At 72.2% G+C, this 24,145-nt stretch carries 25 protein-coding genes and 1 pseudogene; 14 read left to right on the top strand and 12 right to left on the bottom strand.

Annotated elements, in window-relative coordinates:
* Positions 1 to 27 precede the first annotated feature (27 nt).
* A complete protein-coding gene (locus ACERZO_RS24400; protein ID WP_372667044.1) occupies positions 28 to 2,142 on the top strand; it encodes a transglycosylase domain-containing protein in 2,115 nt (704 codons plus the stop codon).
* Here the strand turns inward: ACERZO_RS24400 and ACERZO_RS24395 are convergent.
* Positions 2,139 to 2,564: a nitroreductase/quinone reductase family protein gene (locus ACERZO_RS24395; RefSeq protein WP_372667043.1), complete on the bottom strand. Its 426-nt coding sequence runs from the start codon at positions 2,562 to 2,564 to the stop codon at positions 2,139 to 2,141. The genes ACERZO_RS24400 and ACERZO_RS24395 overlap by 4 nt on opposite strands.
* Before the next feature lie 101 nt (positions 2,565 to 2,665).
* On the opposite strand from ACERZO_RS24395, the gene ACERZO_RS24390 reads away from it, so the two are divergent.
* A complete protein-coding gene (locus ACERZO_RS24390; protein ID WP_372667042.1) occupies positions 2,666 to 3,070 on the top strand; it encodes a zinc-ribbon domain-containing protein in 405 nt (134 codons plus the stop codon).
* A gap of 22 nt (positions 3,071 to 3,092) precedes the next feature.
* On the opposite strand, the gene ACERZO_RS24385 is transcribed toward ACERZO_RS24390, so the two are convergent.
* Positions 3,093 to 3,677, bottom strand: a complete 585-nt coding sequence (locus tag ACERZO_RS24385; RefSeq protein WP_372667041.1) for a PhoU domain-containing protein — start codon at positions 3,675 to 3,677, stop codon at positions 3,093 to 3,095.
* Positions 3,678 to 3,803: 126 nt separating this feature from the next.
* Between ACERZO_RS24385 and ACERZO_RS24380 the strand changes: the two genes are divergently transcribed.
* From ACERZO_RS24380 to ACERZO_RS24370, 3 genes are all read left to right on the top strand, one after another.
* Positions 3,804 to 4,247 carry a single-stranded DNA-binding protein gene (locus tag ACERZO_RS24380; RefSeq protein ID WP_372667039.1) on the top strand — a complete coding sequence of 148 codons (444 nt, stop codon included), beginning with the start codon at positions 3,804 to 3,806 and terminating at the stop codon, positions 4,245 to 4,247.
* 116 nt (positions 4,248 to 4,363) lie between these two features.
* A complete protein-coding gene (locus ACERZO_RS24375; protein WP_372667038.1) occupies positions 4,364 to 4,651 on the top strand; it encodes a hypothetical protein in 288 nt (95 codons plus the stop codon).
* A 549-nt stretch (positions 4,652 to 5,200) separates the two neighbouring features.
* On the top strand, positions 5,201 to 6,205 hold the full coding sequence (locus ACERZO_RS24370; protein ID WP_372667037.1) for a pirin family protein: 1,005 nt from the start codon (positions 5,201 to 5,203) through the stop codon (positions 6,203 to 6,205).
* Here the strand turns inward: ACERZO_RS24370 and ACERZO_RS24365 are convergent.
* Positions 6,179 to 6,919: an alpha/beta fold hydrolase gene (locus tag ACERZO_RS24365; RefSeq protein ID WP_372667036.1), complete on the bottom strand. Its 741-nt coding sequence runs from the start codon at positions 6,917 to 6,919 to the stop codon at positions 6,179 to 6,181. The genes ACERZO_RS24370 and ACERZO_RS24365 overlap by 27 nt on opposite strands.
* A 201-nt stretch (positions 6,920 to 7,120) precedes the next feature.
* Entirely contained in the window at positions 7,121 to 7,795 is a 675-nt protein-coding gene (locus tag ACERZO_RS24360; RefSeq protein WP_372667035.1) for a GntR family transcriptional regulator, read from the bottom strand.
* A gap of 41 nt (positions 7,796 to 7,836) precedes the next feature.
* Between ACERZO_RS24360 and ACERZO_RS24355 the strand changes: the two genes are divergently transcribed.
* Entirely contained in the window at positions 7,837 to 9,468 is a 1,632-nt protein-coding gene (locus ACERZO_RS24355) for a thiamine pyrophosphate-dependent enzyme (protein WP_372667034.1), read from the top strand.
* Here the strand turns inward: ACERZO_RS24355 and ACERZO_RS24350 are convergent.
* On the bottom strand, positions 9,465 to 10,841 hold the full coding sequence (locus ACERZO_RS24350; protein ID WP_372667033.1) for a pyridoxal phosphate-dependent decarboxylase family protein: 1,377 nt from the start codon (positions 10,839 to 10,841) through the stop codon (positions 9,465 to 9,467). The genes ACERZO_RS24355 and ACERZO_RS24350 overlap by 4 nt on opposite strands.
* Here ACERZO_RS24350 and ACERZO_RS24345 point away from each other — a divergent pair.
* Positions 10,836 to 12,407 (top strand): hypothetical protein, encoded by a 1,572-nt coding sequence (locus ACERZO_RS24345; RefSeq protein ID WP_372667032.1) that lies wholly within the window; start codon positions 10,836 to 10,838, stop codon positions 12,405 to 12,407. The two genes, ACERZO_RS24350 and ACERZO_RS24345, sit on opposite strands and share 6 nt — an antisense overlap.
* A 297-nt stretch (positions 12,408 to 12,704) precedes the next feature.
* Here ACERZO_RS24345 and ACERZO_RS24340 read toward each other — a convergent pair whose 3' ends face one another.
* Positions 12,705 to 13,601 (bottom strand): phosphatase PAP2 family protein, encoded by an 897-nt coding sequence (locus ACERZO_RS24340; protein ID WP_372667031.1) that lies wholly within the window; start codon positions 13,599 to 13,601, stop codon positions 12,705 to 12,707.
* A gap of 110 nt (positions 13,602 to 13,711) precedes the next feature.
* Between ACERZO_RS24340 and ACERZO_RS24335 the strand changes: the two genes are divergently transcribed.
* The 3 genes from ACERZO_RS24335 (at position 13,712) to ACERZO_RS24325 (ending at position 16,313) form a co-directional block, all read left to right on the top strand.
* On the top strand, positions 13,712 to 14,401 hold the full coding sequence (locus tag ACERZO_RS24335) for a response regulator (RefSeq protein WP_372667029.1): 690 nt from the start codon (positions 13,712 to 13,714) through the stop codon (positions 14,399 to 14,401).
* 65 nt (positions 14,402 to 14,466) lie between these two features.
* The gene (locus ACERZO_RS24330; RefSeq protein WP_372667224.1) at positions 14,467 to 15,828 is read left to right on the top strand and encodes an ATP-binding protein; all 1,362 of its coding nucleotides are present in this window, start codon (positions 14,467 to 14,469) and stop codon (positions 15,826 to 15,828) included.
* Positions 15,825 to 16,313 carry a hypothetical protein gene (locus ACERZO_RS24325; RefSeq protein ID WP_372667028.1) on the top strand — a complete coding sequence of 163 codons (489 nt, stop codon included), beginning with the start codon at positions 15,825 to 15,827 and terminating at the stop codon, positions 16,311 to 16,313. Before ACERZO_RS24330 ends, ACERZO_RS24325 begins: the two co-directional genes overlap by 4 nt.
* A gap of 362 nt (positions 16,314 to 16,675) precedes the next feature.
* On the opposite strand, the pseudogene ACERZO_RS24320 reads toward ACERZO_RS24325, so the two are convergent.
* A pseudogene (locus ACERZO_RS24320) lies at positions 16,676 to 16,900 on the bottom strand (class I SAM-dependent methyltransferase); the annotation flags it as partial.
* Positions 16,901 to 16,934: 34 nt separating this feature from the next.
* The gene (locus ACERZO_RS24315) at positions 16,935 to 17,528 is read right to left on the bottom strand and encodes an NADPH-dependent FMN reductase (protein WP_372667026.1); all 594 of its coding nucleotides are present in this window, start codon (positions 17,526 to 17,528) and stop codon (positions 16,935 to 16,937) included.
* A 98-nt stretch (positions 17,529 to 17,626) separates the two neighbouring features.
* Between ACERZO_RS24315 and soxR the strand changes: the two genes are divergently transcribed.
* Complete coding sequence (soxR, locus tag ACERZO_RS24310; RefSeq protein WP_372667024.1) at positions 17,627 to 18,106, top strand: redox-sensitive transcriptional activator SoxR; 480 nt, start codon at positions 17,627 to 17,629, stop codon at positions 18,104 to 18,106.
* Here soxR and ACERZO_RS24305 read toward each other — a convergent pair.
* The 3 genes from ACERZO_RS24305 to ACERZO_RS24295 all read right to left on the bottom strand — a co-directional run bounded on the left by ACERZO_RS24305 (position 18,103) and on the right by ACERZO_RS24295 (position 19,943).
* Complete coding sequence (locus ACERZO_RS24305; protein WP_372667023.1) at positions 18,103 to 18,612, bottom strand: mycothiol transferase; 510 nt, start codon at positions 18,610 to 18,612, stop codon at positions 18,103 to 18,105. The genes soxR and ACERZO_RS24305 overlap by 4 nt on opposite strands.
* Positions 18,613 to 18,699: 87 nt before the next feature.
* Positions 18,700 to 19,245 carry a hypothetical protein gene (locus tag ACERZO_RS24300; protein WP_372667022.1) on the bottom strand — a complete coding sequence of 182 codons (546 nt, stop codon included), beginning with the start codon at positions 19,243 to 19,245 and terminating at the stop codon, positions 18,700 to 18,702.
* A 2-nt stretch (positions 19,246 to 19,247) separates the two neighbouring features.
* Positions 19,248 to 19,943: a hypothetical protein gene (locus ACERZO_RS24295; protein ID WP_372667021.1), complete on the bottom strand. Its 696-nt coding sequence runs from the start codon at positions 19,941 to 19,943 to the stop codon at positions 19,248 to 19,250.
* 238 nt (positions 19,944 to 20,181) lie between these two features.
* Between ACERZO_RS24295 and ACERZO_RS24290 the strand changes: the two genes are divergently transcribed.
* Both ACERZO_RS24290 and ACERZO_RS24285 read left to right on the top strand, forming a co-directional pair.
* Positions 20,182 to 20,922, top strand: coding sequence for an SDR family oxidoreductase (locus ACERZO_RS24290; RefSeq protein WP_372667020.1), 741 nt, complete (start codon positions 20,182 to 20,184; stop codon positions 20,920 to 20,922).
* Between the two features lie 12 nt (positions 20,923 to 20,934).
* Positions 20,935 to 21,822, top strand: a complete 888-nt coding sequence (locus ACERZO_RS24285) for an SDR family oxidoreductase (protein WP_372667019.1) — start codon at positions 20,935 to 20,937, stop codon at positions 21,820 to 21,822.
* Here the strand turns inward: ACERZO_RS24285 and ACERZO_RS24280 are convergent.
* On the bottom strand, positions 21,803 to 22,240 hold the full coding sequence (locus tag ACERZO_RS24280) for a DUF6314 family protein (RefSeq protein WP_372667017.1): 438 nt from the start codon (positions 22,238 to 22,240) through the stop codon (positions 21,803 to 21,805). The genes ACERZO_RS24285 and ACERZO_RS24280 overlap by 20 nt on opposite strands.
* Before the next feature lie 68 nt (positions 22,241 to 22,308).
* On the opposite strand from ACERZO_RS24280, the gene recQ reads away from it, so the two are divergent.
* Complete coding sequence (gene recQ, locus ACERZO_RS24275; RefSeq protein ID WP_372667016.1) at positions 22,309 to 24,144, top strand: DNA helicase RecQ; 1,836 nt, start codon at positions 22,309 to 22,311, stop codon at positions 24,142 to 24,144.
* Position 24,145 lies beyond the last annotated feature (1 nt).

The following is a 24,145-nucleotide window of genomic DNA, read 5'->3' as shown; positions in this document are numbered from 1 at the left end:
CTCACCGAACGGAAGCTTCATTCCCCGATGGCTAATCTCGGTTCCGTGAATGGTCGTCCTGGCGTGTTCTCTTTGGTCGGATTGTGCGTTCTCGCCGGAATTCTCGTGGCGGGCACGATGGCGCCCGTCGCGCTCGGCGCCGGCCTGCTGTCAAATCAGGTGAGCGATTCCGTGAACGCCATTTCCGCGCAGCTCGCCGCGGCGGACCCGCCGCTGACCACGACGGTGACCGATCGCACCGGCGCCCCGATCGCGACGCTCTACGCGCAGTACCGGCTCCCAGTCACCGCGGCCGGGATCGCGACGACGATGAAGGCCGCGATCATCGCGGTCGAGGACCGCCGGTTCTACACCGAAGGCGGCGTCGACCTGCAGGGGATGCTCCGCGCGGCGGTCAACGACAGCACCGGCGGCGCGCTGCAGGGCGCGTCGACGATCACGCAGCAGTACGTCAAGAACTACCTCGTGAACGTCGTCGACCGCACCGACCCGGTGGCCCAGGCGGCCGACCGCGAGGACTCCGTCGCGCGCAAGCTGCGGGAGGCCAAAATGGCCGTCCAGCTCAACGACACCACGAGCAAGGACGACATTCTCGCCGATTACCTGAACGTCGTGGAATTCAGCGGCACGGTGTACGGCGTCGGCGCGGCCGCGAAAGCCTATTTCGGGACGACAGCGGACAAACTGACCGTTCCGCAGGCGGCACTGCTCGCCGGAATGGTGAACAACCCGAGCGTCTACAACCCGTACACGCACGCGGACAAAGCGCTCCAGCGCCGCAATCTGGTCATCGACGACATGGTCACCAACGGGTCGCTGCCCGCGTCCTACGCCCCGACGGCGAAGGCGGCGCCGCTCGGCGTGCTGCCGAACGGGCCGGTCGCGCCGTCCTCGACCTGCCTGGGCGCGGCCCCGGACGCCGGGTTCTTCTGCGCCTACGCGGAAAGCTACCTCGTGCACGCCGGGTTCACCGCGGACCAGCTGGCCACCGGCGGGTACACGATCAAGACGACGCTCGACCCGCGCGTCTCGCAGGTGGCCAAGGACGCCGTCGACGCGAACGTGCCGACCACGCAGGACGGCGTGGCGAACACTTTCGCCGTCGTGCAGCCGGGTTCGGCCGGCCACCAGGTGCTCGCCATGGTCGCCAACCGGAACTACGGCACCGATCCCGCGCGGGGCGAGACGTCCACGGACATCGTCGCGGACGCGAGCAACGAGTTCGGTGCCGGCTCGTCGTTCAAGATCTTCACCTCGGCAGCGGCGCTCGTCACCGGCAAAGCGGGCTTGGAGACGCCGCTGCCCAACCCGGACAGCCAGTGCTTCCCCGTGCCCGACTCGCATTCGGCGTGCTACACCGTCCACAACGACGGCCACTACGCGGATCCGATCAGCCTGGCTGACGGGCTGGCGACGTCGCCGAACGTCGCGTTCGTCGGGCTGGAGAGCCAGGTCGGGATGCCCGCCGTGCTCGACATGGCGTACAAGCTGGGCCTGCGCAACACCCTCGCCACCAACGACGCCGGGGCCGCGCCGAACCCGGCTTCGAGCAACCCGCAGTACAGCGAACCGCAGTCGAAGTACTTCCAGAACCTGCTCTCGTTCACCCTCGGCAACAGCCCGGTGAGCCCGCTGGAGATGGCGAACGTGTCGGCGACGCTGATGAGCGGCGGCGTCTGGTGCCCGCCGAACCCGATCCTTTCGGTGACCGACCGGAACGGCAACGCCGTCGCGGTCCAGCAGCAGGCGTGCGAGCAGGTCATCCCGACCGGCGTCGCGAACACCCTCGAAGCGGGCCTGAGCAAGGACACGACGAGCGGCACGTCGGCCGAAGCGGCGCGCGCGGCCGGCTGGACCCGGCCCGACATCGGCAAGACGGGCACGACGCAGCAGAGCGAATCCGTCGCGTTCGTCGGCGGGGTCGACGGCTACGCGGTGTCGTCCATGGTCTTCGCCGACGGACCGCGCCCGCGCGAGATCTGCCCGGGCACCCCGGTGCACCTGGGCAACTGCGGCCACGGCGCGTTCGGCGGCACGGTTGCCGCGCCGCCGTACTTCCACGCGATGAGCCAGTTGCTGGCGGGCGTGCCGGACCAGCCGATCCCCGGACCGGACCCGGCGTACCTGACCGCGCGGAACTAGCGCGGTTCGAGGAAGACGAGCGGGATCTCGCGCTCGGTCTTGGTCTGGTACTGCGCGTAGTTCTTGAACTGGCCGGAGATCTTCGGCCACAGCTTCGCGCGCTCGTCGGCGTCGGCGACGCGGGCGCGCATCGGCCGCTTCGGCGCGCCCTTGAGCGACACCTCGACGTCCGGGTTGTCGCGCAGGTTGAGGAACCACGCGGGGTGCGTGTCGTCCCCGCCGCGCGAGGCCACGACGACCAGCTTTTCGCCGTCCTGGTGCGGGGAGGTCAGCAGCACGGTCCGCGGCTGCCCGCTCTTGCGGCCGATCGTGGTGAGCTCGAGGACGGGCATGCCGGCTTGCCAGCCCACCCGCCCGCCGGAGAGCTTGATCAGGCCGCGGTGCACGGCGTTCATGGTCTTGAGGGCGAAGTCGCTCGGCATGATCACAATCTAGACCCCGAGTTCGGCGAAACCGCCACGCGGCGGCGTGCCGGTGTGCGAGGCTGCCCGGCGAACAGAAGACTTGGGAGAAAGAAGTACCGATGCTGATCTGGGGCTGGCGGACGCGGATCTACGTGCTGGCGATGACGACCTTCCTGTGCGGCCGGTGCGGCAACCCCGCCTCGCACGCGGTGCGGAAGGCGGTCACGAAGTTCACCCTGTTCTTCATCCCGCTCTTCCCGATCAGCGTGAAGTACTCGGCGCAGTGCACGTTCTGCGGGATCGAGAACCGGATCCCGAAGGAGGACGCCGTCCGCCTGCAGGCGCAGGAGGAACAGGGTCAGCAGCAGGGCGCCCAGGCGGGCTACCCGCAGCAGCCGCCGTCGGGCGGGTTCCCGCAACAGGGCTTGCAGCAGCCGCACCCTTCGCAGCCGCAGGGGTTCCCGCAGCCGCAGCACCCGTCGCAGCAGCAGTACCCGGGCCAGTTCCCCCAGCAGGGACAGTGACCCGAGCGTCCATTTCGGACATTCAGGTGGCGACCGGGACGAACTTCGCCATCCGGCGCGCGATCGACGCCGCGGTCCCGGCGAAGCGCCCGTAGGCCGCGGCGAGCAGGACGACGTCGGCCGTCCCGCGCGCCTGTTCCCGTAGTTCCCGCTCCGCGGTGCCGGCCAGCGCGACCGCGTCAGTCACCCCGGAGCCGTCCTCGCCGGCGAGCTGTCCTCGAAGCGCCCGGGCGGCGGCCACGGCGTGCTCGCCGAGCCGCCCGAGCGCGGGCCGAGCCTCCACCGGCACCCGCCACCGCGGCTCCGCGACCTCCAGCGCAAGACCACCCATCCGAGTGAGATCCGCGGCGGCGTGCACGGCGGCGACGACCGCCTTGACGCCCTCTTCCCGCGGCGTGTGCAGGGCCAGCAGCGCACACGCCTGGTCCTCGCACGCGACCCCGAGCGCGGCGATCGCGGCGGCGTCTTCCCGCACCCGTCCGCCCAGCGTGCGGTCACTTTCCAGGACGCACCGCGTGGCTTCACCGACCGCGATCGCGACCAGCGCGCAGAGGTCCGCGAGCCGCTGGGCGAGCGTGCTCAGCTCCTTCTGGAACGCCGTCGGCATGGCGGCAGGAAACCAGCCCGGACGGGTACCGGCATCTCGTCGCCCGGCCCGGAACTGTCGGACCCCCGTGCTCTCCTCATCGGCAAGAGCGGTGCACCCCGCACCCGGAGGAGAAGGAGGAGCCCGATGGCAGGCGAAACGCTGGTGACCGTGGTCGGCAACCTGACGAGCGACCCCGAGCTGCGGTTCACGCCGTCCGGCGCCGCGGTCGCGAACTTCACGGTCGCGTCGACCCCGAGGACGTTCGACCGCGAATCCGGCGCCTGGCGCGACGGCGACGCGCTGTTCCTGCGCTGCAACGTGTGGCGGCAGTCCGCGGAGAACGTCGCGGAGTCGCTGCGGCGCGGAGCCCGCGTGATCGTGCAGGGCCGGCTGAGACAGCGGTCGTTCGACACGAAGGAGGGCGAGAAGCGCACGGTGACGGAGCTGGACGTCGACGAGGTCGGCCCGGCCTTGCGCTACGCAACGGCGACGGTGACCAGGCTGAGCCGGGCCGCGAGCGGCGAGGCGACCAGTTCGTGGACGCCGGAGCCGGTCCCGGTGGCCGCCGGGGTGGATCCTCCGTTCTGACCCGACCCGGGCTCGACCGCCGGCGGTGACCATGGCTGGAAACTTCTGTCGAAATCCCGGCAGCTGGTTCGACGCACAGGCAGGACGAGGTCGAACCACGAGCGGGAGGGACCGAGATGAACGAGCAAACCGGAACACCGGCCGTGCGCCCCCTGGTGAACCACCGCATGCTGGCGATGCTGCGAGCGGTCGGAGCCGGCCGAGGCCGGGTGTCGTGCAGCAGCGAGCCGGACTTGTTCATCGACGGCCTCTCGTGCGGCGACCAGTTCGCGGCCCACGCACTGGCCCACCAGGGCCTGGTCCGCGCGGCCCGGCCGGGCTCGCCGGGCGAGCTGGTCCCGGCGATCTTGACGGCGGAGGGCCAGGCGATTGTGGCGGCCCGCCAGCAGCACCACGCCGCCTGAAGGGGCGACGCGAAGCTTGACAACTCCACAAACGAAGGCGGCCACCGCGGCGGGCCGCGGTCGGCGGCGCCGGTGGGCGCCATCCGGCCTCCCGCTGACCGGCCCCGGCCGGGCCGGGCCGGGCCGGGCGGCTGCCCCGAATGCACCGGCGCGGCCGATTCCCCTCCGATCCGCGACTTGGCACGGGCGGCCCACGCGGCCGACCATGCCCCGCCCACACCGCCCACCACGGCCATGCGAACGCCACCGGTCTGCCGCCGCGCCCACCCCAACCCGCAACCTCCCGGCCCGGCGGGCGTCCGGAGCACCGGCGTCCGCCACCGGGTCCGCGCGGCCCGCGGCTGTCCGGCCGGGCCGGGCGGGCGGGGAGGCCGCCCCGAGTGCACCGGTGCGGCCGATGCCATCCCGATCCGCAACCTCCTGGCCCGCCCCGGCCGCGGCTGTCCGGCCGGGGCGCCCACCGAGCCCAACCCGCGCCTGCCCGCCCACCGCCGGCCCCGTCCACCTCGCACCCGAGCCCCGGCGAGCGACGCGACTACCGTGGCGGGCATGAGCAACACCGAGGCCGCCCCCGCCGAGCTCGAATGTGGTGACCGGCCCACGACCGCCGATCCCGAGCACCCCGCCGTCGAAATCCTCACCCCGCGCGAGGTCCCCCTCGGCGGCCCGCGCGCGATGCGGGTCCGGCGGACGCTCCCCCAGCGGTCCCGGTCGCTGATCGGCGCCTGGTGCTTCGCCGACCACTACGGCCCGACCGAGGTCACCGGCGCGATGGACGTCGCCCCGCACCCGCACACCGGCCTGCAGACCGTGAGCTGGCTGTTCGCCGGCGAGATCGAGCACCGCGACAGCCTCGGCACCCACGAGCTCGTCCGCCCCGGCGAGCTCAACCTGATGACCGGCGGCCACGGCATCTGCCACTCCGAGGTCTCGACCCCGGCGGCGAAGACGCTGCACGGCGTCCAGCTCTGGGTCGCGCTGCCCGAACGCCACCGGCACACGGCCCGCGCGTTCGACCACTACGTGCCCTCGGTGAACCGGATCGAGGGCGCGGAAATCCGGGTGTTCCTCGGGTCCCTGGCCGGGCGCACCTCCCCGATCCCGACCTACACCCCGCTGCTCGGCGCGGAGATCGTGCTGGGCCCGGACGCCCACATGTCCCTCGGCGTCGACCCCCGCTTCGAGCACGGCGTCCTGGTCGACACGGGTGACGTCGTCGTCGCGGGCACCCGCGTCCGCGCGGCGGAGCTGGGCTACGTCGGCACCGGCGTGCGCTCGCTTACGTTGAGCAACCGCGGCACGGCCCCGGCCCGGTTCCTGCTGCTCGGCGGCACCCCGTTCGACGAAGAGATCCTGATGTGGTGGAACTTCGTCGGCCGGACCCACGAGGAGATCGCGGCCTTCCGCGAGGCGTGGGAGGCGGAGTCCGACCAGTTCGGCAGCGTCACCGGCTACACGGGCACGCCGCAGCGGCTGCCGGCGCCCCAGCTGCCGGCGGTCCGCATCAAGCCGCGCCGGAACCCCGTGTCACACCAGGAAACCCGAGACAGCTGACCCGAAGCCGGCGGCGTCGTCCAGCCAGGGGTAGTGCGCGGCGCCGGGCAGGACGACGACCCGGCCGTCCGGGAACAGCCCGGCGAACTCACCGGCGACGGCCGGGCTGGCGATCCAGTCCAGTTCGCCGGCGAGCACCAGAACCGGAGCCTCGACGGCCCCGAGCGCAGCCCGCGTGACCTCGGGCTCGAAAGCGCCCTCGGAGTTGTAGACGCGCGCGGCAGCACCGTTGCGCTGGCCGGCCTCGGTGGCCTGGTGCCGCCGGGCGGCGTCGTCCCAGCGGCCGTAGTACATCGGCGCGACGGCGGCCCAGTCCGCGCTGGTCGCCGTCCGCGCGGCGATCGCGTCGTAGGCCGCGGCGGCGGCGTCGAACCAGGGCGCACCGGCCCGCCGGGCCATGATCCGCCGCCGGTCGTCGACGGACAGCTGCAACCCGACGGCCCGCGGGCTCGGTGCGGCGAGCACCAGCCGCCGCAGCCGGCCGGGGTACCGGGCGGCGTAGAGGACGGCGAGGCTGGCCCCGGCCGAATGCCCGAGCAGGTCGAGCCGGTCGAGGCCGAGGTGCTTGCGCAGTGCCTCGACGTCCTCGACCTGCCGATCGCACCGGTAGGTACCGGGATCGGCGGGTACGTCCGAATCCCCGGTCCCCCGCAGGTCGAGAACGGCCAAGCGCTCGAGCCCGCCGAGGTCCGCGAGATACGCCCCGGCGCGCATCGGTCCACCAGGGAGGCAAACCACGGGCGCACCACCGGAACCGAGAAGACGGAAGGAGAGCGCGGTCCCGTCCGGCGCGGAGAAGATCGGCATCCCCGACCCTGACACTCCGAAGGCGGCTCAAGCAACCCTCACGAACGCGACGCAACCCGCACGAGCCCGGCCCGCTCAAGCCCGTGCCATTCCCTCGCGCGGCCGCCGTCACCGCTCCCGCGCTAGGTACGCCTCCAAGGTCGCCAGCCGGTGCTCCCGCGCGCACTGCTCGACCTCGGCAGGCCCACCGCCACCCTCGATCAGCGCCAGCAGCCGCTCGTGCTCCTCCACGGACGCCGGTGCCCGCCCCGGGACCGACGCGAACGTGCTGTCCCGCACCGCCGCGAGCCGCGTCCAGCACCGCTGCACCAGTTCCACCAGGTTCGGGTTCGGGCAAGCGCTGAACAGCACCTCGTGGAACTCCGCGTTCAGCGCGGTGAACGCCAGCGGGTCGAACTCGGCCAGGCTCCGGCGCATCCGCTCGTTCAGCGCCCGGGCGCGCGCCAGGTCCGCCGGCGTGAGCAGCGGTGCGGCCAGGCCGGTCGCCGCGCCCTCGACGATCGCCACGGTCTGCATCGCGTGCCGGTACTCCGTGGGGTCGATGGCCACCACCCGGGCCCCGACGTTCCGCTCGAACTCGATCAGCTCCTCGGCCTCCAGCCGGCGCAGAGCCTCGCGGACCGGCACCGCGCTGACCGCGAGCTCGCGGCCGATCTGGTCGAGCACCAGCCGGTAGCCGGGCCCATAGCGACCGTCCAGGATCCTGGCCTTGATCGTCTCGTAGGCCAGCTGGGACTTCGTGACCGGTCTTCCCGAGGACGCGCTGATCATGTAGGAAACCATATATGGTCCCGTCGACGGATGACGCCCAGGAGGCCGCGCCGATGCCGAGTTCCCCGCCCGCCCCCACCGCGGCCGACCTGATCGTCGACGGCCTGCGGGCCCACGGCGTCGACACCGTCTTCGGACTGCCCGGCGTGCAGACCTACGACCTGTTCGACAGCCTGGCCCGCGCCGGCGAGGACATCCGGGTGATCGGCGCCCGGCACGAGCAGACCGTGGCCTACATGGCGTTCGGCTACGCGCAGGCGACCGGGCGCACCGGCGTCTACACCGTCGTGCCCGGCCCCGGCGTCCTCAACTCCTCGGCGGCGCTGCTCTCGGCGCACGGCGCGAGCGCCCCGGTCGTGTGCCTGACCAGCGAAATCCCCCGCGAGTACCTCGGCCGCGGGCTCGGGCACCTGCACGAAATGCCCGACCAGCTCGCCACCCTGCGGACGATGACCAAGTGGTCGGCGCTGGTCGAGCACCCGGCCGAGATCCCGGACGCGGTGGCGACGGCCTTCCGCGAGGCCGCGGGCGGGCGGCCGAGGCCGGTCTCGCTGGCGGTGCCGTGGGACGTGCTGGGCCTGCGTGGCCCGGCCGAACCCGCCGGCCCGCGGCCGCTCCCGCGCCCGGTCGTCGACCCGGTCGCCGTGGAGCGAGCCGCGGACCTGCTGAGCGGCGCGAAGCACCCGATGATCATGGTGGGCGGCGGCGCCCGGCACGCGGCCGCCGAGGTCCGGGCGCTGGCCGAACGGCTGCAGGCGCCGGTGGTGCCGTTCCGCGGCGGGCGGGGCATCGTCGGCGACGACCACCCGCTCGGCTTCACCTGCGTCTCCGGCTTCGAGCGGTGGGCGGAGACCGACGTCGTGATCGGTATCGGCTCGCGGATGGAGCTGTCCTGGTTCCGCTGGCCCGACAAGCCCGCCGGCCTCAGGACGGTCCTGCTCGACATCGACCCGAGGCAGGCGACCCGGCTCGAGGCGGACGTCGCGATCGTGGCCGACGCCGCCGACGCCACGGCCGCGCTCACCGAGGCCGTCGGTCCACAGAGGACGGACCGGACCGCGGAGTTCGCCGCGCTGAAGGCAGCCGTGGCCGAGCGGTTCGCCGACGTCGGACCGGAACTGGAGTACCTGCGGGCGATCCGGGACGTGCTGCCGCGCGACGGCTTCTTCGTCGAGGAGATCTGCCAGGTCGGCTTCGCGTCCTACTTCGGGTTCGAGGTCTACTCGCCGCGCACCTTCGTCACGTGCGGCCACCAGGGCACGCTCGGCTTCGGCTACCCGACGGCGCTCGGCGTGCAGGCGGCCTTCCCCGGCCGGCCGGTGGTGTCGGTGGCCGGGGACGGCGGGTTCATGTTCGCCGCGCAGGAGCTGGCCACGGCCGTCCAATATGGACTGAACGTCGTGGCGGTCGTGTTCGACAACGGCTACTACGGCAACGTCCACCTCGACCAGGAGCGGCTGTTCGAGGGCCGGGCGCTGGGCGGCCGGCTGGGCAACCCGGACTTCGCCCGGCTCGCCGAGACGTTCGGCGCGCTCGGCCTGACCGCGCGCACACCGGACGACCTGCGCGGCGCGCTGGACAAGGCGTTCGCCGCGGGCCGGCCGGCGCTGGTGCACGTGCCGTGCGAGCTGGGCGCCGGTGCCTCGCCGTGGAAGTACCTGATGCCGAAGTCGGACCGCAGCTAGCCGGCGATCACGCGCTCGAGCGCGGCGAACACGCGGCCGACGTCGGCCGCGGTCGTCCGCCAGTTGCTGAAGGCGGCGCGCAGGGCCGGGCGGCCGTCGTACACCGTCGGGGTCAGGAACGTGGTGCCGTCCTCGGCGATGGCAAGGACGAGGGCATCGACGTCCCGTTCGACGGCCGGGGCGAAACAGACGACGTTGAGCCGCACGGGCGCGAGCAGCCGCCAGTGCGGCGAGCCGTCGAGCCGCGCGCCGAGGTCCCGGGCGAGCGAGACGCAGCGCTCGACGATCTCGCGGTGGCCGTCCCGGCCGTAGGCCACGAGCGAGAACCAGGCCGGGAGGGCGCGCAGCCGGCGGGAGTTCTCCGGGGTGAGGTGCAGGAAGTCGGGCGTCTCGCCGATTTCGCCGAGGTAGGCGGCGTTGTTGCTGAACACGCGCAGCTGCAGGTCGCGGCGGCGGGTGAACTGGACCGCGGAGTCGTAGGGCACGTTGAGCCACTTGTGCAGGTCGACGACCACCGAGTCGGCCTGGTCGAGGCCCGCGGTCAGCGCCGCGTGTTCCGGCGACAGGGCGGCGAACCCGCCGAACGCGGCGTCGACGTGCAACCAGAAGCCGTACCGCTGCTTGAGCGCGGCGATCGCGCGCAGGTCGTCGAAGTCGACGGTGTTCACCGTGCCCGCGTTCGCGACGACGACGACCGGCCCGTCGAGCGTTTCGAGCACCTCGGCCAGCTTGCCGACGTCGACGGCTTCGCGGCCCGGCAGCACCGGCACCTTCCGCAGCGCCGACCGGCCCATCCCGAGGAACGACAACGCCTTTAGGACGCTCGAGTGCGCCGAGCCGGACAGCACGGTGACCGGGCCGAGCGCGGCGGCGCCGTCTTCGGACACCGAAATCCCGGCGCGTTCACCGAGCCACTCGCGGGCGATGGCAAGGCCGGTGACGGTGGACATGGTGGCCCCGGTGACGAAGGCGCCGGAGAAGTCCGCGCCGAGCCCGAACAGCTCGGCCAGCCAGCCGACGGTCTCGCGCTCGAGGTCCGCCGCCGTGGAATCCAAGCTGCTCGCGGGGTTCTGGTCGTAGGTGGCGGTGAGCCAGTCCCCGGCGAGTGCCGCCGGGGTGGCGCCACCGGTGACGAACCCGAGGTAGCGAGGCCCGGCGCTACCGGCGAAGCCGCCTTCCCAGCGCCGCGAGAACTCAGTCAGCGCACCCCGGGCTCCAGCACCTTCGAGCGGCAGGGGCGCCCGATCGACGTCCCCGGACGGAACGGCGGCGGGCCGCTCGGCCAGACCGGCGAGCGCCGCACCGGCGGCTTTCCGCGTGGCGTCGAGCAGGTCGGGCAGGGAGTCCAGGTCTTCGGCGAGCCTCGGATGCACGTCCCCGACGCTAAGCACCGCGAACGGCGTTGTCGCGGTCCAATCCGCCGAAACTGGCCTGCCGGCCGCCCGGCCGGCTGTAACGGTGGCGATCTTCCAGCCGACTCCCCCAGGGCGCTCCAGGTGATCGGGAGAGGGGGCCGGATGCTGCTGGTGGTCCAGCACCCAGTCGTCGACGTCCGGGAGCTGCTGACCACCTCGGACCACCGGATCGACTCGCCGAAGTGGCCGCAGCCGCTCCGCGTGCACCCCCGCGGCTCACAGGACGACTGCCGAACCGACTTCATCCGCGGTCTCGGCCCGGTTCGGCGGCGGATGCGGGGAAACCCGTCCCCGTGGCTCAATGAGTCCTACTACGTCGACGCGCGAAACCGGATCGTGCTGTCGAAGTTGATCAGGTCGGAACCGCAGCTTCCGTTCAAGGTGAGGCTCAAACCCCTGTTCCGGAGGTTCTACAGCGACGGTGTCGTCGGCAGGTTCGAGATCGGGTTCTTCTGCGACCTCGACTTCCGCGGCCTCAACCTGCCGACGGTCAGCACGGCCGTCCGCGCGACACTCGGCGTGTCCGCGCGCATTCGGGGCGGCGCCGAGGCGGCGCAACCTCTGGCGCACTTCGGTCCGTCTCTGGCCAGCCACCTGCTGAGTGCCACGACCCGTCGGACGGCCGAAGGGTTCAAACCACCGCGCTGGTGGGTCTCGGCCAGCACGCCCGCCGTGTTCCTCGAGTTGCAGCAGCGCTCGAAAGACGAGCGGCCGCCGGCTCGGCTTTGGCACACGTCGCCCATCGTGGCCAACACACCGGTGTCGTGCTGGACCATCGCCGAAACGGCGGACCCCGATCGTGAGCTCCTCCGCCGCCTGCGCGTTCAGGTGTCCCACCTGCACGCGGAACTCGCGGCTTTGGAGACGGTACTGGGATTCTGCCGGTCCGGGCGGTTGACGACCGGCCACGGGATCGAGGATTTTCTCGATTCCCTGTGCGGCAAGCTGCTGCGGAAGGAACGGAATGGACTGAGACAGCAAGAATATCTGACCGAAGTCATCGATGCCGCGCACGGCTATTACGCCGACCGGATCTGGATGCTGCAAGTGCTGAGCAAGCAGGTCTCGAGCCGGGGCCTGGCCCGCAAGCTGACCGACACCGCGACCGTGCTGTCCCAGGCGCTGACTCGCCCCCCGGCGAACTTCTACCAGATAGTCGAAGGAGATCTCGTGCGAGAAAAGAACGAAATCGTGGTCAACGGCCCGGCGGGAGTCGTCGGGTCCAAGTCCACGATCACCGTGCACGACGTGAACATGGGAACCCAGGGTGCCGACATCGCGGACCTGGTGAAGAAGCTCATGGCGGAGGTGAACGGACTGCGCGGTACGGTCGCCGACGAGGTCGCGGACCAGGCCGCGGACACCGCCGCGAGCGTGAGCACCGAGCTGGCGGCCAAGGAACCGGACAAGCCCGGGGTGCTGCGCCGGCTCAACACCTTGATCACCCTCGCTTCGAGCGCGGGTGGAGCTGGGAGCGCGGTGGCCGCCGCGGTGACGGCCTTGCGGACGGCACTCGGGTTGTAGCCGCCGGGGGTAGCCCCCAGCCGATGACGGACGACCGGGGAAGCACCAGACCCGCAACCAGCGGTTTCTCCCCGCGGTCCGGAACTCGGACTTTGAACGGGGATTGGCACCGCTTACCTTATTACTTGTCGGCTACTTTCGTTGATGATCACTAGGATCGGCCCGGGTACGAATCGCTCGAACCCGAGCAGGTGCAACGATGCTCGTGCCGTTGTCCCGCAATCGGGCACCCGATGTGCTGACGATCCCGGAAGGCGAGGTCGAGGGTAGCACGGTGACGCGCCGAACCGGTCCGGGTCAGCGGCGCAGGAGCCGCCGGACCCGGGCCTCGGCCGGGTCGAACGCCACCCGGCGCAGCGGCCCCACCAGCAGCACCACCACCGCCATCGCCGACAGCGCGGCGAGCACCATCGCGGCGACGAACTGGGCGGCGCCGGACGTCGCCGTCCCGAGCACCAGGTACCCCACCAGCACCAGGGCGACCGGTGCGAGCAGCCCGCACAGCACCGGCAGGGGCGGCACCCGGTCACCGTCGGGGCGGCGGGCGGACACCACCGCCGCCCCGGCGCAGGTGACCGCGGCGACCAGGAGGCAGCCGCCGACGGTGTCGCTCAACCGGTGCCAGCCCAGCGCCACCGTCGCGGCCGAGACCCAGGCGACGCCGACGCCGCCGAGCACCAGGGCCTGCGGGCGGTAGCGGCGCGGCAGGACGATCGCGAGCGCCACCAGCACGGCCATCGCCGCGCTGACGTGCCCGCTCGGGAAGCTGTTGTGGGCGGCGACGCCGAAGCGGTCGCCCGTGCTCGGCCGGTCGAGGACGTACAGCTTGAGCAGCTGCGCCACCACCAGCGGCGCGGTGAGCAGGAGCAGCGCCGTCACCCCGAGGGCGAACCGGCGTCGCACCAGGGCGATCACCACCACCAGCACCGCCACGCCGCCGAGCAGGACTACCTGGTCGGCCTGCCGCAGCGGGCCCGCCCAGTCCACTGTGGTCCCCGCGGACTGGGCGCTGCGGACGACGCCGTTCTCGACGCTGCGGCCGGCCTCGGTGCGGACGAAGAGCACGTAGGCCGCGACGAAGGCGAAGGCGAACCCGGCCGCGCTCGCCGCGAGCACGGCGGTGCGGGACACCGCGCTGGTCACGAGCGTGTGGCGGGCGGGAGCGGGTCGCGTCTCGGAGATAGTCACTGCCATGTCCCCGAGTCTGGTGACGGCATTTCGAGATCCCGTCAGCGCGATGTCATGGTTTTGCTACAAGATCCGCCCGGGTCGCCATGACGTGCGCTTTTCCGAATAATGGCGCCGTGGCCGAGGTACTGGTGGTAGAGGACGACGCGGCGGTGCGGGAAGGACTGCAGCTGGCCCTGCGCCGGCAGGGACACGTGGTGCACACGGCCGAATCGGGTGAGCTCGGGATCGAGGTGCTCGTGCGGCACCGGCCCGACATCGTCGTGCTCGACCTGATGCTGCCCGGCATGGACGGGTTCGAGACCTGCCGCCGGATGCGGGCGTCCGGGCCGATCCCGATCATCATGCTCACCGCGCGCAACGACGACTTCGACGTCGTGGCCGGGCTCGAAGCGGGCGCGGACGACTACGTCGCCAAGCCGGTCGAACCCCGGGTGCTGGACGCGCGGATCCGGGCCGTGCTGCGGCGGGCCGTCGCCGAGCGGCCGGGCGAACCGCCGGAACCCCAGGAACGCCACGGCGACCTGGTGATCGACCGGGCCGGGCTCGAGGTGACCAAGCGCGGTGCCGCCGTGTCGCTGACCCCGACCGAGCTGAAGCTGCTGCTGGAGCTCTCGCGCACGCCCGGGCAGGTGTACAGCCGCCAGCAGATCCTCTCCGCCGTCTGGGACCACGACTACCTCGGTGACTCGCGGCTGGTCGACGCGTGCGTGCAGCGGCTGCGCGCGAAGATCGAAGACTTGCCGGCGAAGCCGGAGTACGTGCAGACGGTCCGGGGGTTCGGCTACCGGTTCGGCCGGTCGTGATCGGGCGCGTCCGCTCGTGGCTCACGGGGCTGCGGCCGCGGCTGGTCGCCGCCTTCGCGGTCATCATGATCCTCGGCGCCACCGCCGCGGCCGGAGCGAGCTACGTCTCCGCGCGCACCGCGATCCTCGAGGGCATCCAGGACCAGACGATGCTGAAGCTGCGCGACCAGATCGTCGCGTACCTGCCGACCGTCTCGCTGCCGCCGACCCAGGCCACGCTCGACGCGTTCGCGGCCGCGCTCAAGCCCAGTGGGGCACTGGTCGTCTACCACGACCTGCACTCGACGTCGGGCATGACGCCACAGGACGTGCCCGGGACGCTGCGCGAGGCCGTGGCGAACAGCACGAACATCCAGTTCCAGCGGGTCGACACGCAGGGGTATCCGATGTTCTTCGTCGGGATCCCGGTGCAGACCGGATCGGGCCGGACGAGCGGGCTCGAGGTCTACTCCGGGGTGTCGCTGGGACAGCAGCAGGCCGCGATCGACGAACTGTCCCGGACGGCGTGGCAGACGGCCGCGCTCGCGCTCCCGTTCGCCGTGGCGGTCGCGCTGCTGGCCGCGCGGCAGGTGCTGCGACCGGTGCGCGCGCTGAACACCGCGGCGGACCAGCTCGGCCGCGGCCGGCTCGACGTGCGGCTGCACGTCAAGGGCTCCGACGAGCTCGCGCAGCTGGTCACGACGTTCAACCACACCGCCGCGGAGCTGGAGCGCACGGTCGGCACGCTGCGCGCGATGGAGGCCGACGCGCGGCGGTTCGTCGCGGACGTCTCGCACGAGCTGCGGACCCCGCTGGCGGCGATGAACGCGGTCACCGACGTCCTCGACGAGGACGCGGACACGCTGCCGGCGGACACCGCGGTGGCCGCGCGGCTGGTCTCGGCGGAGACGAAACGGCTGACGCGGCTCGTGCAGGACCTGATCGAGATCTCCCGGTTCGACGCCGGCCGGGCCGAGCTGCGCCGGGAGGAGCTGGACGTCGCCGCCGCGGTCACCGACAGCCTCACCGCGCGCGGCTGGGGACCCGGAGCCGAAAACTCCGGCGTCGTCGCCGACCTGCCGGCGGGGATCACGGCCGCGCTCGACCGGCGGCGGCTGGACATCGTCGTGGCGAACCTCGTCGGCAACGCGGTGCGGCACGGCGCGCCGCCGGTCGAGGTGGTGCTGCGGGCCGACCCCGGTGGCATCGTGCTGACCGTCACCGACCACGGCCCGGGCATCCCCGGCGAGGTGCTCCCCCGGATCTTCGACCGCTTCGCCAAGGCGGACACGTCCCGGGCGCGGTCCGAGGGCAGCGGGCTCGGGTTGTCCATCGCCCGCGAGAACGCGCGGCTGCACGGCGGCGACATCGTCGCGGCCGACACCGGCAACGGCGCCCGGTTCGAGCTGCGCCTGCCCCGCGAAGCCCGGTCCGGGGAGGTGCGGTGAAGAAGCTCCTCGTCCTGGCCGTGGTCCTGTTGGTGGGCGCGTGCGGCGTCAAGCCGACCGGGGTCGTCTCGGCCGGGCCGGCGCCGACGCTGCGCAACCCCGGCAACCCGGGGCGCGACGCCGAGATGGTGCTCTACTTCGTCCTCGACGGACGGGCCGCCCCGGTGACGCGCCCGATCGTCAGCGGGAGGGGTGCCGAAGCGGCCTTGTCGACGCTGCTGGACGGACCGACCGAAGCCGAGCGGTCCGACGGGTACGTGACGGACCTGCCGCGCCGGGCCGGCTCGATCGCGCTGGTCCCCGGCTCGCCCGCGACGATCACCGTCTCGTTCCCGCTGAAGCCCGTCGGCGCGGTCGGGGTCAACCAGCTGGTCTGCACGGCGTTCGCGGCGCTGGCGGCGGAAGGCCAGTACCCGGTCGACGGCACGCTCGGCGTCTCCGGGCCGGACGTCCTGCTGCCGTACCAGGCGTGCCAGGCGTCCTGACCACCGTCTACTGTGGACGCACGGTCGCCGAAGCGACGAAGATCGGGACGGCCGGCCGGGTCGGCGAGTTCGTGCAGCACCTTGTCGGCGCGGTAGCCGCGGAACTCGCCGCCGGCGAACGGCAGCCGGAGCACATCGGCCTCGACGAACTCGGCCGGCGGAGACGACCCGCGCGCCCGGGCCGCGGAAGCAGGTGCCGGCAAGCCCGGCAGCTCACCCGCACTTCGCGCCTGAGCCGCGGAGGCAGGTGCCGACAAACCCGGCGAAGCAACCGACGCTCCACCCGCACTTCGCGCACGGGCCGCGAGAACGGAGGCCGGAAGACCCGGCGCCGGGCCATCAGCCGCCACCGGACCACCGCCACTTCGCGCCCGGGCCGCGGCCAGCATCCGCGGGTCGCTGTCCACCCCCACCGCGCGCAGCCCGCGGGCGCGCAGCTCCGCGACCGCTCGTCCCCCGCCGCAGCCGACGTCCAGTACCCGGTCGGCCGGACCGCAGCGCAACAGCTCATACGTCGCTTCGCGCAGGTCGGCCGCTCCCGGCAGCGAGTCCGCCAGGTCGAGGCGAGCCAGTAGCTCCGACGTCATGCCCGCCATCGTCGGCCTTCAAGGGCACGTGAAGTCAAGCTCCGGGGTACGGGCGGACCGCCCTGGCCTCCGTCAGCGACCGCGCCCACCAGCCGAGCTGGTCGAGCATCGTCTTCGCTGCGATCGGTGCGGCGTCGTCCGTCGGGGTGCCGTCCGGGCCGAAGCGCGTGTGGGCGCCGTGGAAGCTGACCGTTTCGCGGATCGTGACCGCGTGGAGCTCGGCGAAGACCGCCCGCAGGTGCTCGACCGCGCGCAGGCCGCCCGACATCCCGCCGTACGACACGAACGCGACCGGCTTCGCCGCCCATTCGCCCCGGTGCCAGTCGATCGCGTTCTTCAGCGAGGCCGGGTAGCTGTGGTTGTACTCCGGGGTGACCACGACGAACGCGTCGGCCGCCTCGAGCCGCGGCGTCACCTTCGCCACCTCGGCGACCACCGCCGGCGGGGGTGCCGCGCCGAACGCGGGCAGCACCATCGGCAGGTCGGACTCGGCCAGGTCGACCACGTCGACCGCGAACCCGCCGTGCTCGCCGGCGACACCGGCCAGCCAGTCCGCGACCACCGGGCCGAACCGTCCTTCCCGGACACTTCCCACGATCACCGCGACCCGCACGGGAGCTTCGGACACACTTCCTCCTTGGCACAGCGGCGTTGTTGCCGTCCAGGCCAGGATCAGACTTCAAGCTCGCTTGAAGTCAAGCGCGCGCCTGTGGTTGGCTGGGAAGCATGGTGAACGCCACAGCCCGGCCGTTGCCCGACCTGAGCGTCGGCGAACTCTCGCGGCGCAGCGGGGTGCCCGCGTCGGCCTTGCGGTTCTACGAGGACGAAGGTCTCATCCGCAGCCGCCGCACCGCGGGCAACCAGCGCCGCTACTGTCGCGACGCGCTGCGGCGGGTGACCTTCATCCGGATGTCGCAGCGGGTCGGCATGCCGCTGTCGGCGATCCGGGAGGTGCTCGCGCTCCTGCCCGACGACCGCACGCCCACCCGGGCCGACTGGGCGCGGATCTCGAAGTGCTGGCAGGAGGACCTCACCGCGCGGATCCGCCAGATGGAACAGCTGCGCGACCAGCTCACCGACTGCATCGGCTGCGGGTGCATGTCGCTGGCCAAGTGCCGGCTCGCCAACCCGGGCGACCGCCTCGGCGCCGAGGGGCCGGGCCCGCAGCGCCTGGACGGCCACCGCGGGGACGGCTACGAAAGCTAGCGGCGTTCCACCACGCCGCGGACGAACATCGCCTGCCCGGCGTGCTGGATGTCGTCGTCGAGGACGCTGACCAGCCGTACGCCCAGGGTCACCGGCGGGTCCCAGGCCTCGTCGACGATCCGGTCGAGCGCCTTGTCGTCGAGGTTCTCCAAGAACCGGACGGTCTGCTCGTGCACCGCGTCGTAGTAGCCGGTGAGCAGGGCGGGATCGTCGACCCGGACCGCCTCGACGTCGGCCGGGCGGTGCCCGTAGCCGGTGTCGCCCGCCGGGAACGGGAGACCGAAGCGCGAAAGCCAGTCCTGGCCGGTCCACACCTGCTCGGTCCCGGCCACGTCCGAGACGTGGTCGTCCTGGACCCGGGTCAGGTGCCAGACCAGCCAGGCGATCGAGTTGGCCTCGTCGTCGAGCCGGGTCCGGAGCTGCTCGGCGGTGAGCCCTGCCACCGCCGCGTGCACGTTCTCCCGGACCCGGCCGAAGCCGTCGACGAGCAGATCGGCCACGTTCATTCGGCTGCCTCCCGTTGCGGAACCCGTTCACCGGCGTGCTACCCGATCATGCCCGCCGGCAAACGGACCCGGCCACCGCGGGAGCGTCTAGCGCGGGAGCAGCTGGTCGAAGAACGAGCGGTAGCGCCGCAGCGCGATCCGCAGCTCCTCGGTGGCCGGTTCGCCCTGCTGCCACTGGGCTTCCAGCTCGCCCTTGTGCTCGGCGAACGTCGTGGCCAGCGCGCTGATCACGGCGGCGACGAGCTCGTCGGCCTGCTGCACGGCCTGCTTCGGGTCGTCGACGAAGCCGGTCTGCACGTTCTGCCAGCGGTCGCGGAACCCGGTGACCTTGTCCTCGTCGATCAGCGGCGGCGTCTCCACGTCACCGCCCGAATCCGCGGGACGGGTGTCCGTGTCCGGCGCGGAGCCGGCGGTGTCCGGACCCGCCGAGGCCGAAGCCAGGTCGGCGGTGCTCAGGTTCTGGTCGTGGCCGGTGCCGCGGTCCACGTCGTCGTCGCGGTCCGCGTCGGTGCCCGGCTCGCGGAAGCCGGTCCGCTCCTGGTCGGGGACTTCCGCGGCGTCGTCGCGGGGCACGTCGTCACGGGCGAAGTCGTCGTCGTGGTCAGTGCTGTGCCGCGTCAGGTGCTCGGTCATGGTCAGCGTCCTCCGTTCCACTCGGTCCGCGGCTGCGCGGACGCCTGGTGTTCTTCCTTGGCGGTGTCGCGACGGTCGGCGCCGTCGTGGTCGTGACCGTTCCGGCGGTCGTGGTGGTCGTGCTCGCGGTCGTGGTCACGATCGCGGTCGCGGTCGTGGTGCTCGTCGTCGGCACCGTCGGTCAGCAGGTCCTCGAAGACCGTCCGGTAGCGGACCATCGCGTCGCGCAGGTCCTCAGTGGACGCTCCGTCCCGCTTCTGCTGCGTGGTGTGGGCGGCGCGGTAGTGCTCCAGCGTCTTGGCGTGCCGCACGGAAAGGTCGGTCACCTGCTGCTCGTAGCCCTCGGTCGGGTACCCGCGCTCGCCCATCAGCGCCACGAGGAGCCGGTCGGCTTCGCTGACCGCTTCGGCCGGCTGGTCGACGAACTTCTCCTGCACCTGCGCCCATTCCCGGGCGTAGCGCTCGCGCGCCGAGGCCGACAGCGGCCGGATGTCGAGCTCCTTGTGCCGGCGTTCGCGCTCGGCGAGTTCCCGTTGCGCCGCACGGGGATTGTCGCTCTCCTTGACGACCCGTTCGTACTCCGGGCCGAACCGCTGCTGCAGGCGTTTCCGCTGCATCTCCTGCGTCACAAGCCAAATCACGGCGCCGAGCACCGCGACGGCCACGACGACGATCACGATGATCAGCCATGTGGGCATTGCGCAAACTCCTTCACGGATGTCGCCCCCGATGCGACCGGTGTGCCCGTATCCGGAGCGCCGAAAACCGCGTTTATCCGCGATTCGGCCGACCGGCGGCGCGGATACCGCCGGATGCCGAGCCGCCCACAGCGGTGTAACGACGATAACAACCGAAGACTAGCGATGTTACCATCGAAGTGCTATCGTCGATAACAGCAAGACGGAAGCAGTGTTACCAAGCAGGAAGAAGGCAGCGATGAGCACCACCGAAACCCGGGTCGCGATCGTCACCGGCGGCTCCCGCGGCATCGGCCGCCAGGTCGCCGAGCGCCTGGCCGCCGACGGCATGGCCGTCGTCGTCAACTACGCCGGCAACGAGAAGGAGGCGCAGGCCGCGGTCGACACCATCACCGAACGGGGTGGCCGGGCGATCGCCGTGCGCGCCGACGTGGCCGACCCGGCCGCGGTCGCGGAGCTGTTCGACACCGCGGAGACCACGTTCGGCGGCGTGGACGTCGTCGCCCACCTGGCCGGCGTGATGAACGCGCCGACCCCGATCGCCGACACCGACTTCGAGGTCCTCGACCGGGTGCACCGCACCAACATCCGCGGCACGTTCGCGGTGGCCCAGCAGGCCGCGCGGCGGGTGCGCGAGGGCGGCGCGGTCATCACGACGTCGACCTCGGTGCTCGGCCTGAACCTGCCCGGCTACGGCATCTACAACGCGACCAAGGGCGCGGTCGAGGCGATCACCATGATCCTGGCGCGCGAGCTGCGCGGCCGCGACATCACCGTCAACACGGTCGCGCCCGGCCCGACGGCGACCGCGCTGTTCCTCGACGGCAAGGACGAGGAGACCATCGACCGGATGGCCAAGCAGCCGCCGCTCGAACGGCTCGGCAAGCCCGAGGACATCGCCGAGGTCGTCGCGTTCCTCGCCGGTCCGGCCCGCTGGGTCAACGGCCAGGTGCTGCGCGCCAACGGCGGAATCGTCTGAGAGGGGACAGCCGTGATCATCGTCGTCACCGGCGCCTCCAGCGGGATCGGCGCCCTCTCCGCCCGGGCGCTGGCCCGCGCCGGGCACACCGTCTACGCGGGCATGCGCGCCACCACCGGCCGCAACGCGCCCCAGGTCGAAGCCGCCGCCGCGTACGCCCGTGAACACGGCGTCGACCTGCGGAGCGTCGAACTCGACGTGGCCGGCCAGGACTCCGCGGACGCGGCCATCGAGCGGATCGTGGCCGAGCAGGGCCGGCTGGACGTCGTCGTGCACAACGCCGGGCACATGGTGCTCGGCCCGGCCGAGGCGTTCACGCCGGAGCAGCTCGCGCAGCTCTACGACACCAACGCGATCGGCACCCAGCGCGTCAACCGCGCGGCCCTCCCCCACCTGCGCGCGCAGGGCGACGGGCTGCTGGTGTGGGTGTCGAGCAGCAGCGTCCGCGGCGGCACCCCGCCGTACCTGGCGCCGTACTTCGCGGCGAAGGCCGCGATGGACAGCCTCGCGGTTTCCTACGCCGCCGAGGTGGCGCGCTTCGGCATCGACACCACGATCGTCGTGCCGGGCGCGTTCACCGCGGGCACCAACCACTTCCCGAACTCCGGGCACCCGGCCGACACGGCTGTCGCGGCCGCCTACGAAGAGCGGTACGCGGGCCTGACCGACCACGTCGCGGCGAAGCTGGCCGAGATCACCCCGGCGGACGCGGACGTCGCCGTCGTCGCCGAAGAGCTGGCGCGCGTGGTCGACCTGCCCAAGGGGAAACGGCCGTTCCGGGTGCACATCGACCCGGCCGACGACGGCGGCCGGCTGGTCGCCGAGGTGGGCGACCGCATCCGGAGCGAGTTCCTGCGCCGGATCGACCTGGCCGACCTGCTCAGCCCGGCGGCCGGCTGAACCGGGTGACGATCACGTGGTCCTTCGCCGGGCCGCGGACCGCCCACTCCTGCCGCCAGCGGCGCGCGTCGAGCACGCGGTAGCTCCCGCGGTAGAAGTCGTCGCGGCAGGGGTGGTCCGCGTCCCAGTGCCCGGCGCGCAGGTCGACGGCGTGGAAGAACCCGCCGTGGTCGAAGTGCACGTCGGCGCGGCCGGGCGCGGTGGGCCGGTAGTGCAGCTCGCGCGTCACGGGTCCGGTGTACCCGCCGAGCCGCAGTTCGCCGGCTTCGCGGTAGACGAGGACGCCGCTCTCTTCGGTGAAGGTGGCGGTGCCGGTGACATCGCCCGCCGGATCGCCGTCGGCGGTGCGGATTTCCCGGTCGAACTGCCAGGCACCGGCGAAATGCGCGGCGAGATCGGGAACGGGCCAGTACTCCACGCGTCCAGTCTGCCACTGCGCGGCGGGCCGGGCCGGAACTGTCGGACCCCGGCTCTAGACTCGGCCGCGTGGCAGCACCCGAGATCGAAACCGTGTCCGACGCGCTGGAGACCCTCCGGCGCGTGTTCGGCTACGACAGCTTCCGCGGCGACCAGGCGGCGATCGTCGAGCACGTGATCGCCGGTGGCGACGCGCTCGTGCTGATGCCCACCGGCGGCGGGAAGTCGTTGTGCTACCAGATTCCCGCGCTGGTGCGCCCGGGGGTCGGCGTGGTGGTCTCGCCGCTGATCGCGTTGATGCAGGACCAGGTGGACGCGTTGCGCAACGCGGGCGTGCGCGCCGGCTTCCTCAACTCCACCCAGGACTACGCGGCGCGGCAGGAGGTCGAATCGGCGTTCCTCTCCGGCGAGCTCGACCTGCTTTACCTGGCCCCGGAACGGCTGTCGATGGAGTCCACCGCGCGGCTGTTCGACCGCGGGAAGATCTCGGTGTTCGCGATCGACGAAGCGCACTGCGTCTCCCAGTGGGGCCACGACTTCCGGCCGGAGTACCTGGCGCTGTCGTCGCTGCACGAGCGCTGGCCGGAGGTGCCGCGCATCGCGCTGACCGCGACGGCGACCGAGGCGACGCACCAGGAGATCTCGGCCCGGCTGAAGCTCGACGAGGCCCGCCACTTCGTCGCGAGCTTCGACCGGCCGAACATCCAGTACCGGATCGTCGGCAAGAACTCCCCGCAGCGGCAGCTGCTGGAGCTGCTGCGCACCGAGCACCAGGGCGACGCCGGGATCGTCTACTGCCTGTCGAAGAAGTCGGTGGACGCGACGGCCGCCTTCCTGGTGGAGAACGGGATTCCGGCGGTGCCGTACCACGCGGGGCTCGACAAGCGCGTCCGCGCCGAGCACCAAGCCCGCTTCCTGCGTGAAGACGGGCTGATCGTGGTCGCGACGATCGCGTTCGGCATGGGCATCGACAAACCGGACGTCCGGTTCGTCGCGCACCTGGACCTGCCCAAGTCGGTCGAGGGCTACTACCAGGAAACCGGGCGCGCGGGCCGGGACGGGCTGCCGTCGACCGCGTGGCTCGCGTACGGGCTGCAGGACGTCGTGCAGCAGCGCAAGATGATCGACAATTCCGACGGTGACGACGCGCACCGCCGCCGGCTCGGGGCGCACCTGAACGCGATGCTCGCGCTGTGCGAGACGGTCGAATGCCGGCGCGTGCAGATCCTCAACTACTTCGGGCAGCAGGCCGAGCCCTGCGGCAACTGCGACACGTGCCTGAACCCGCCGGAGAAGTGGGACGGCACGATCCCGGCGCAGAAGCTGCTGTCGACGATCGTGCGGCTGCGCAACGAACGGCGGCAGAAGTTCGGCGCCGGGCAGGCGATCGACATCCTGCTCGGCAAGGAGACGCCGAAGGTCAAGCAGTTCCAGCACGACACGCTCAAGACGTTCGGCATCGGCACCGAGCTGCGCGAGCCGGAGTGGCGCGCGGTGGTCCGGCAGCTGCTGGCCCAGGGCCTGCTGGCCGTCGAAGGCGACTACGGCTCGCTGGTGCTCACCGAAGCCAGTGCCGAGGTGCTGGGCGGTGGCCGCGAAGTGCTGCTGCGCCGCGAGCCCGAGCGAGCCGCGGCCGCCCGGGTCCGCAGCGCGCGGAAAACCGCCCCCGCGGCGGACATGCCGGCGGAGGCGGCCCCGCTGTTCGAACGCCTGCGCGCCTGGCGGGCCGGCGTGGCGAAGGAGCAGGGCGTGCCCGCGTACGTCGTCTTCCACGACGCGACCCTGCGTCAGATCGCCACGCAACGGCCGACGTCCCTGGCCGCGCTGGGCACGGTCAGCGGCGTCGGCGAGAACAAGCTCGCCAAGTACGGCGAAGGCGTCCTCGAGGTCCTGACGGCGGAATGAC

The organism is Amycolatopsis kentuckyensis, from assembly GCF_041679295.1.
Lineage (GTDB): Bacteria > Actinomycetota > Actinomycetes > Mycobacteriales > Pseudonocardiaceae > Amycolatopsis > Amycolatopsis kentuckyensis_A.
The sequence above is the reverse complement of the archived record's forward strand: the minus strand, read 5'-3'. Positions and strand labels throughout refer to the sequence as shown.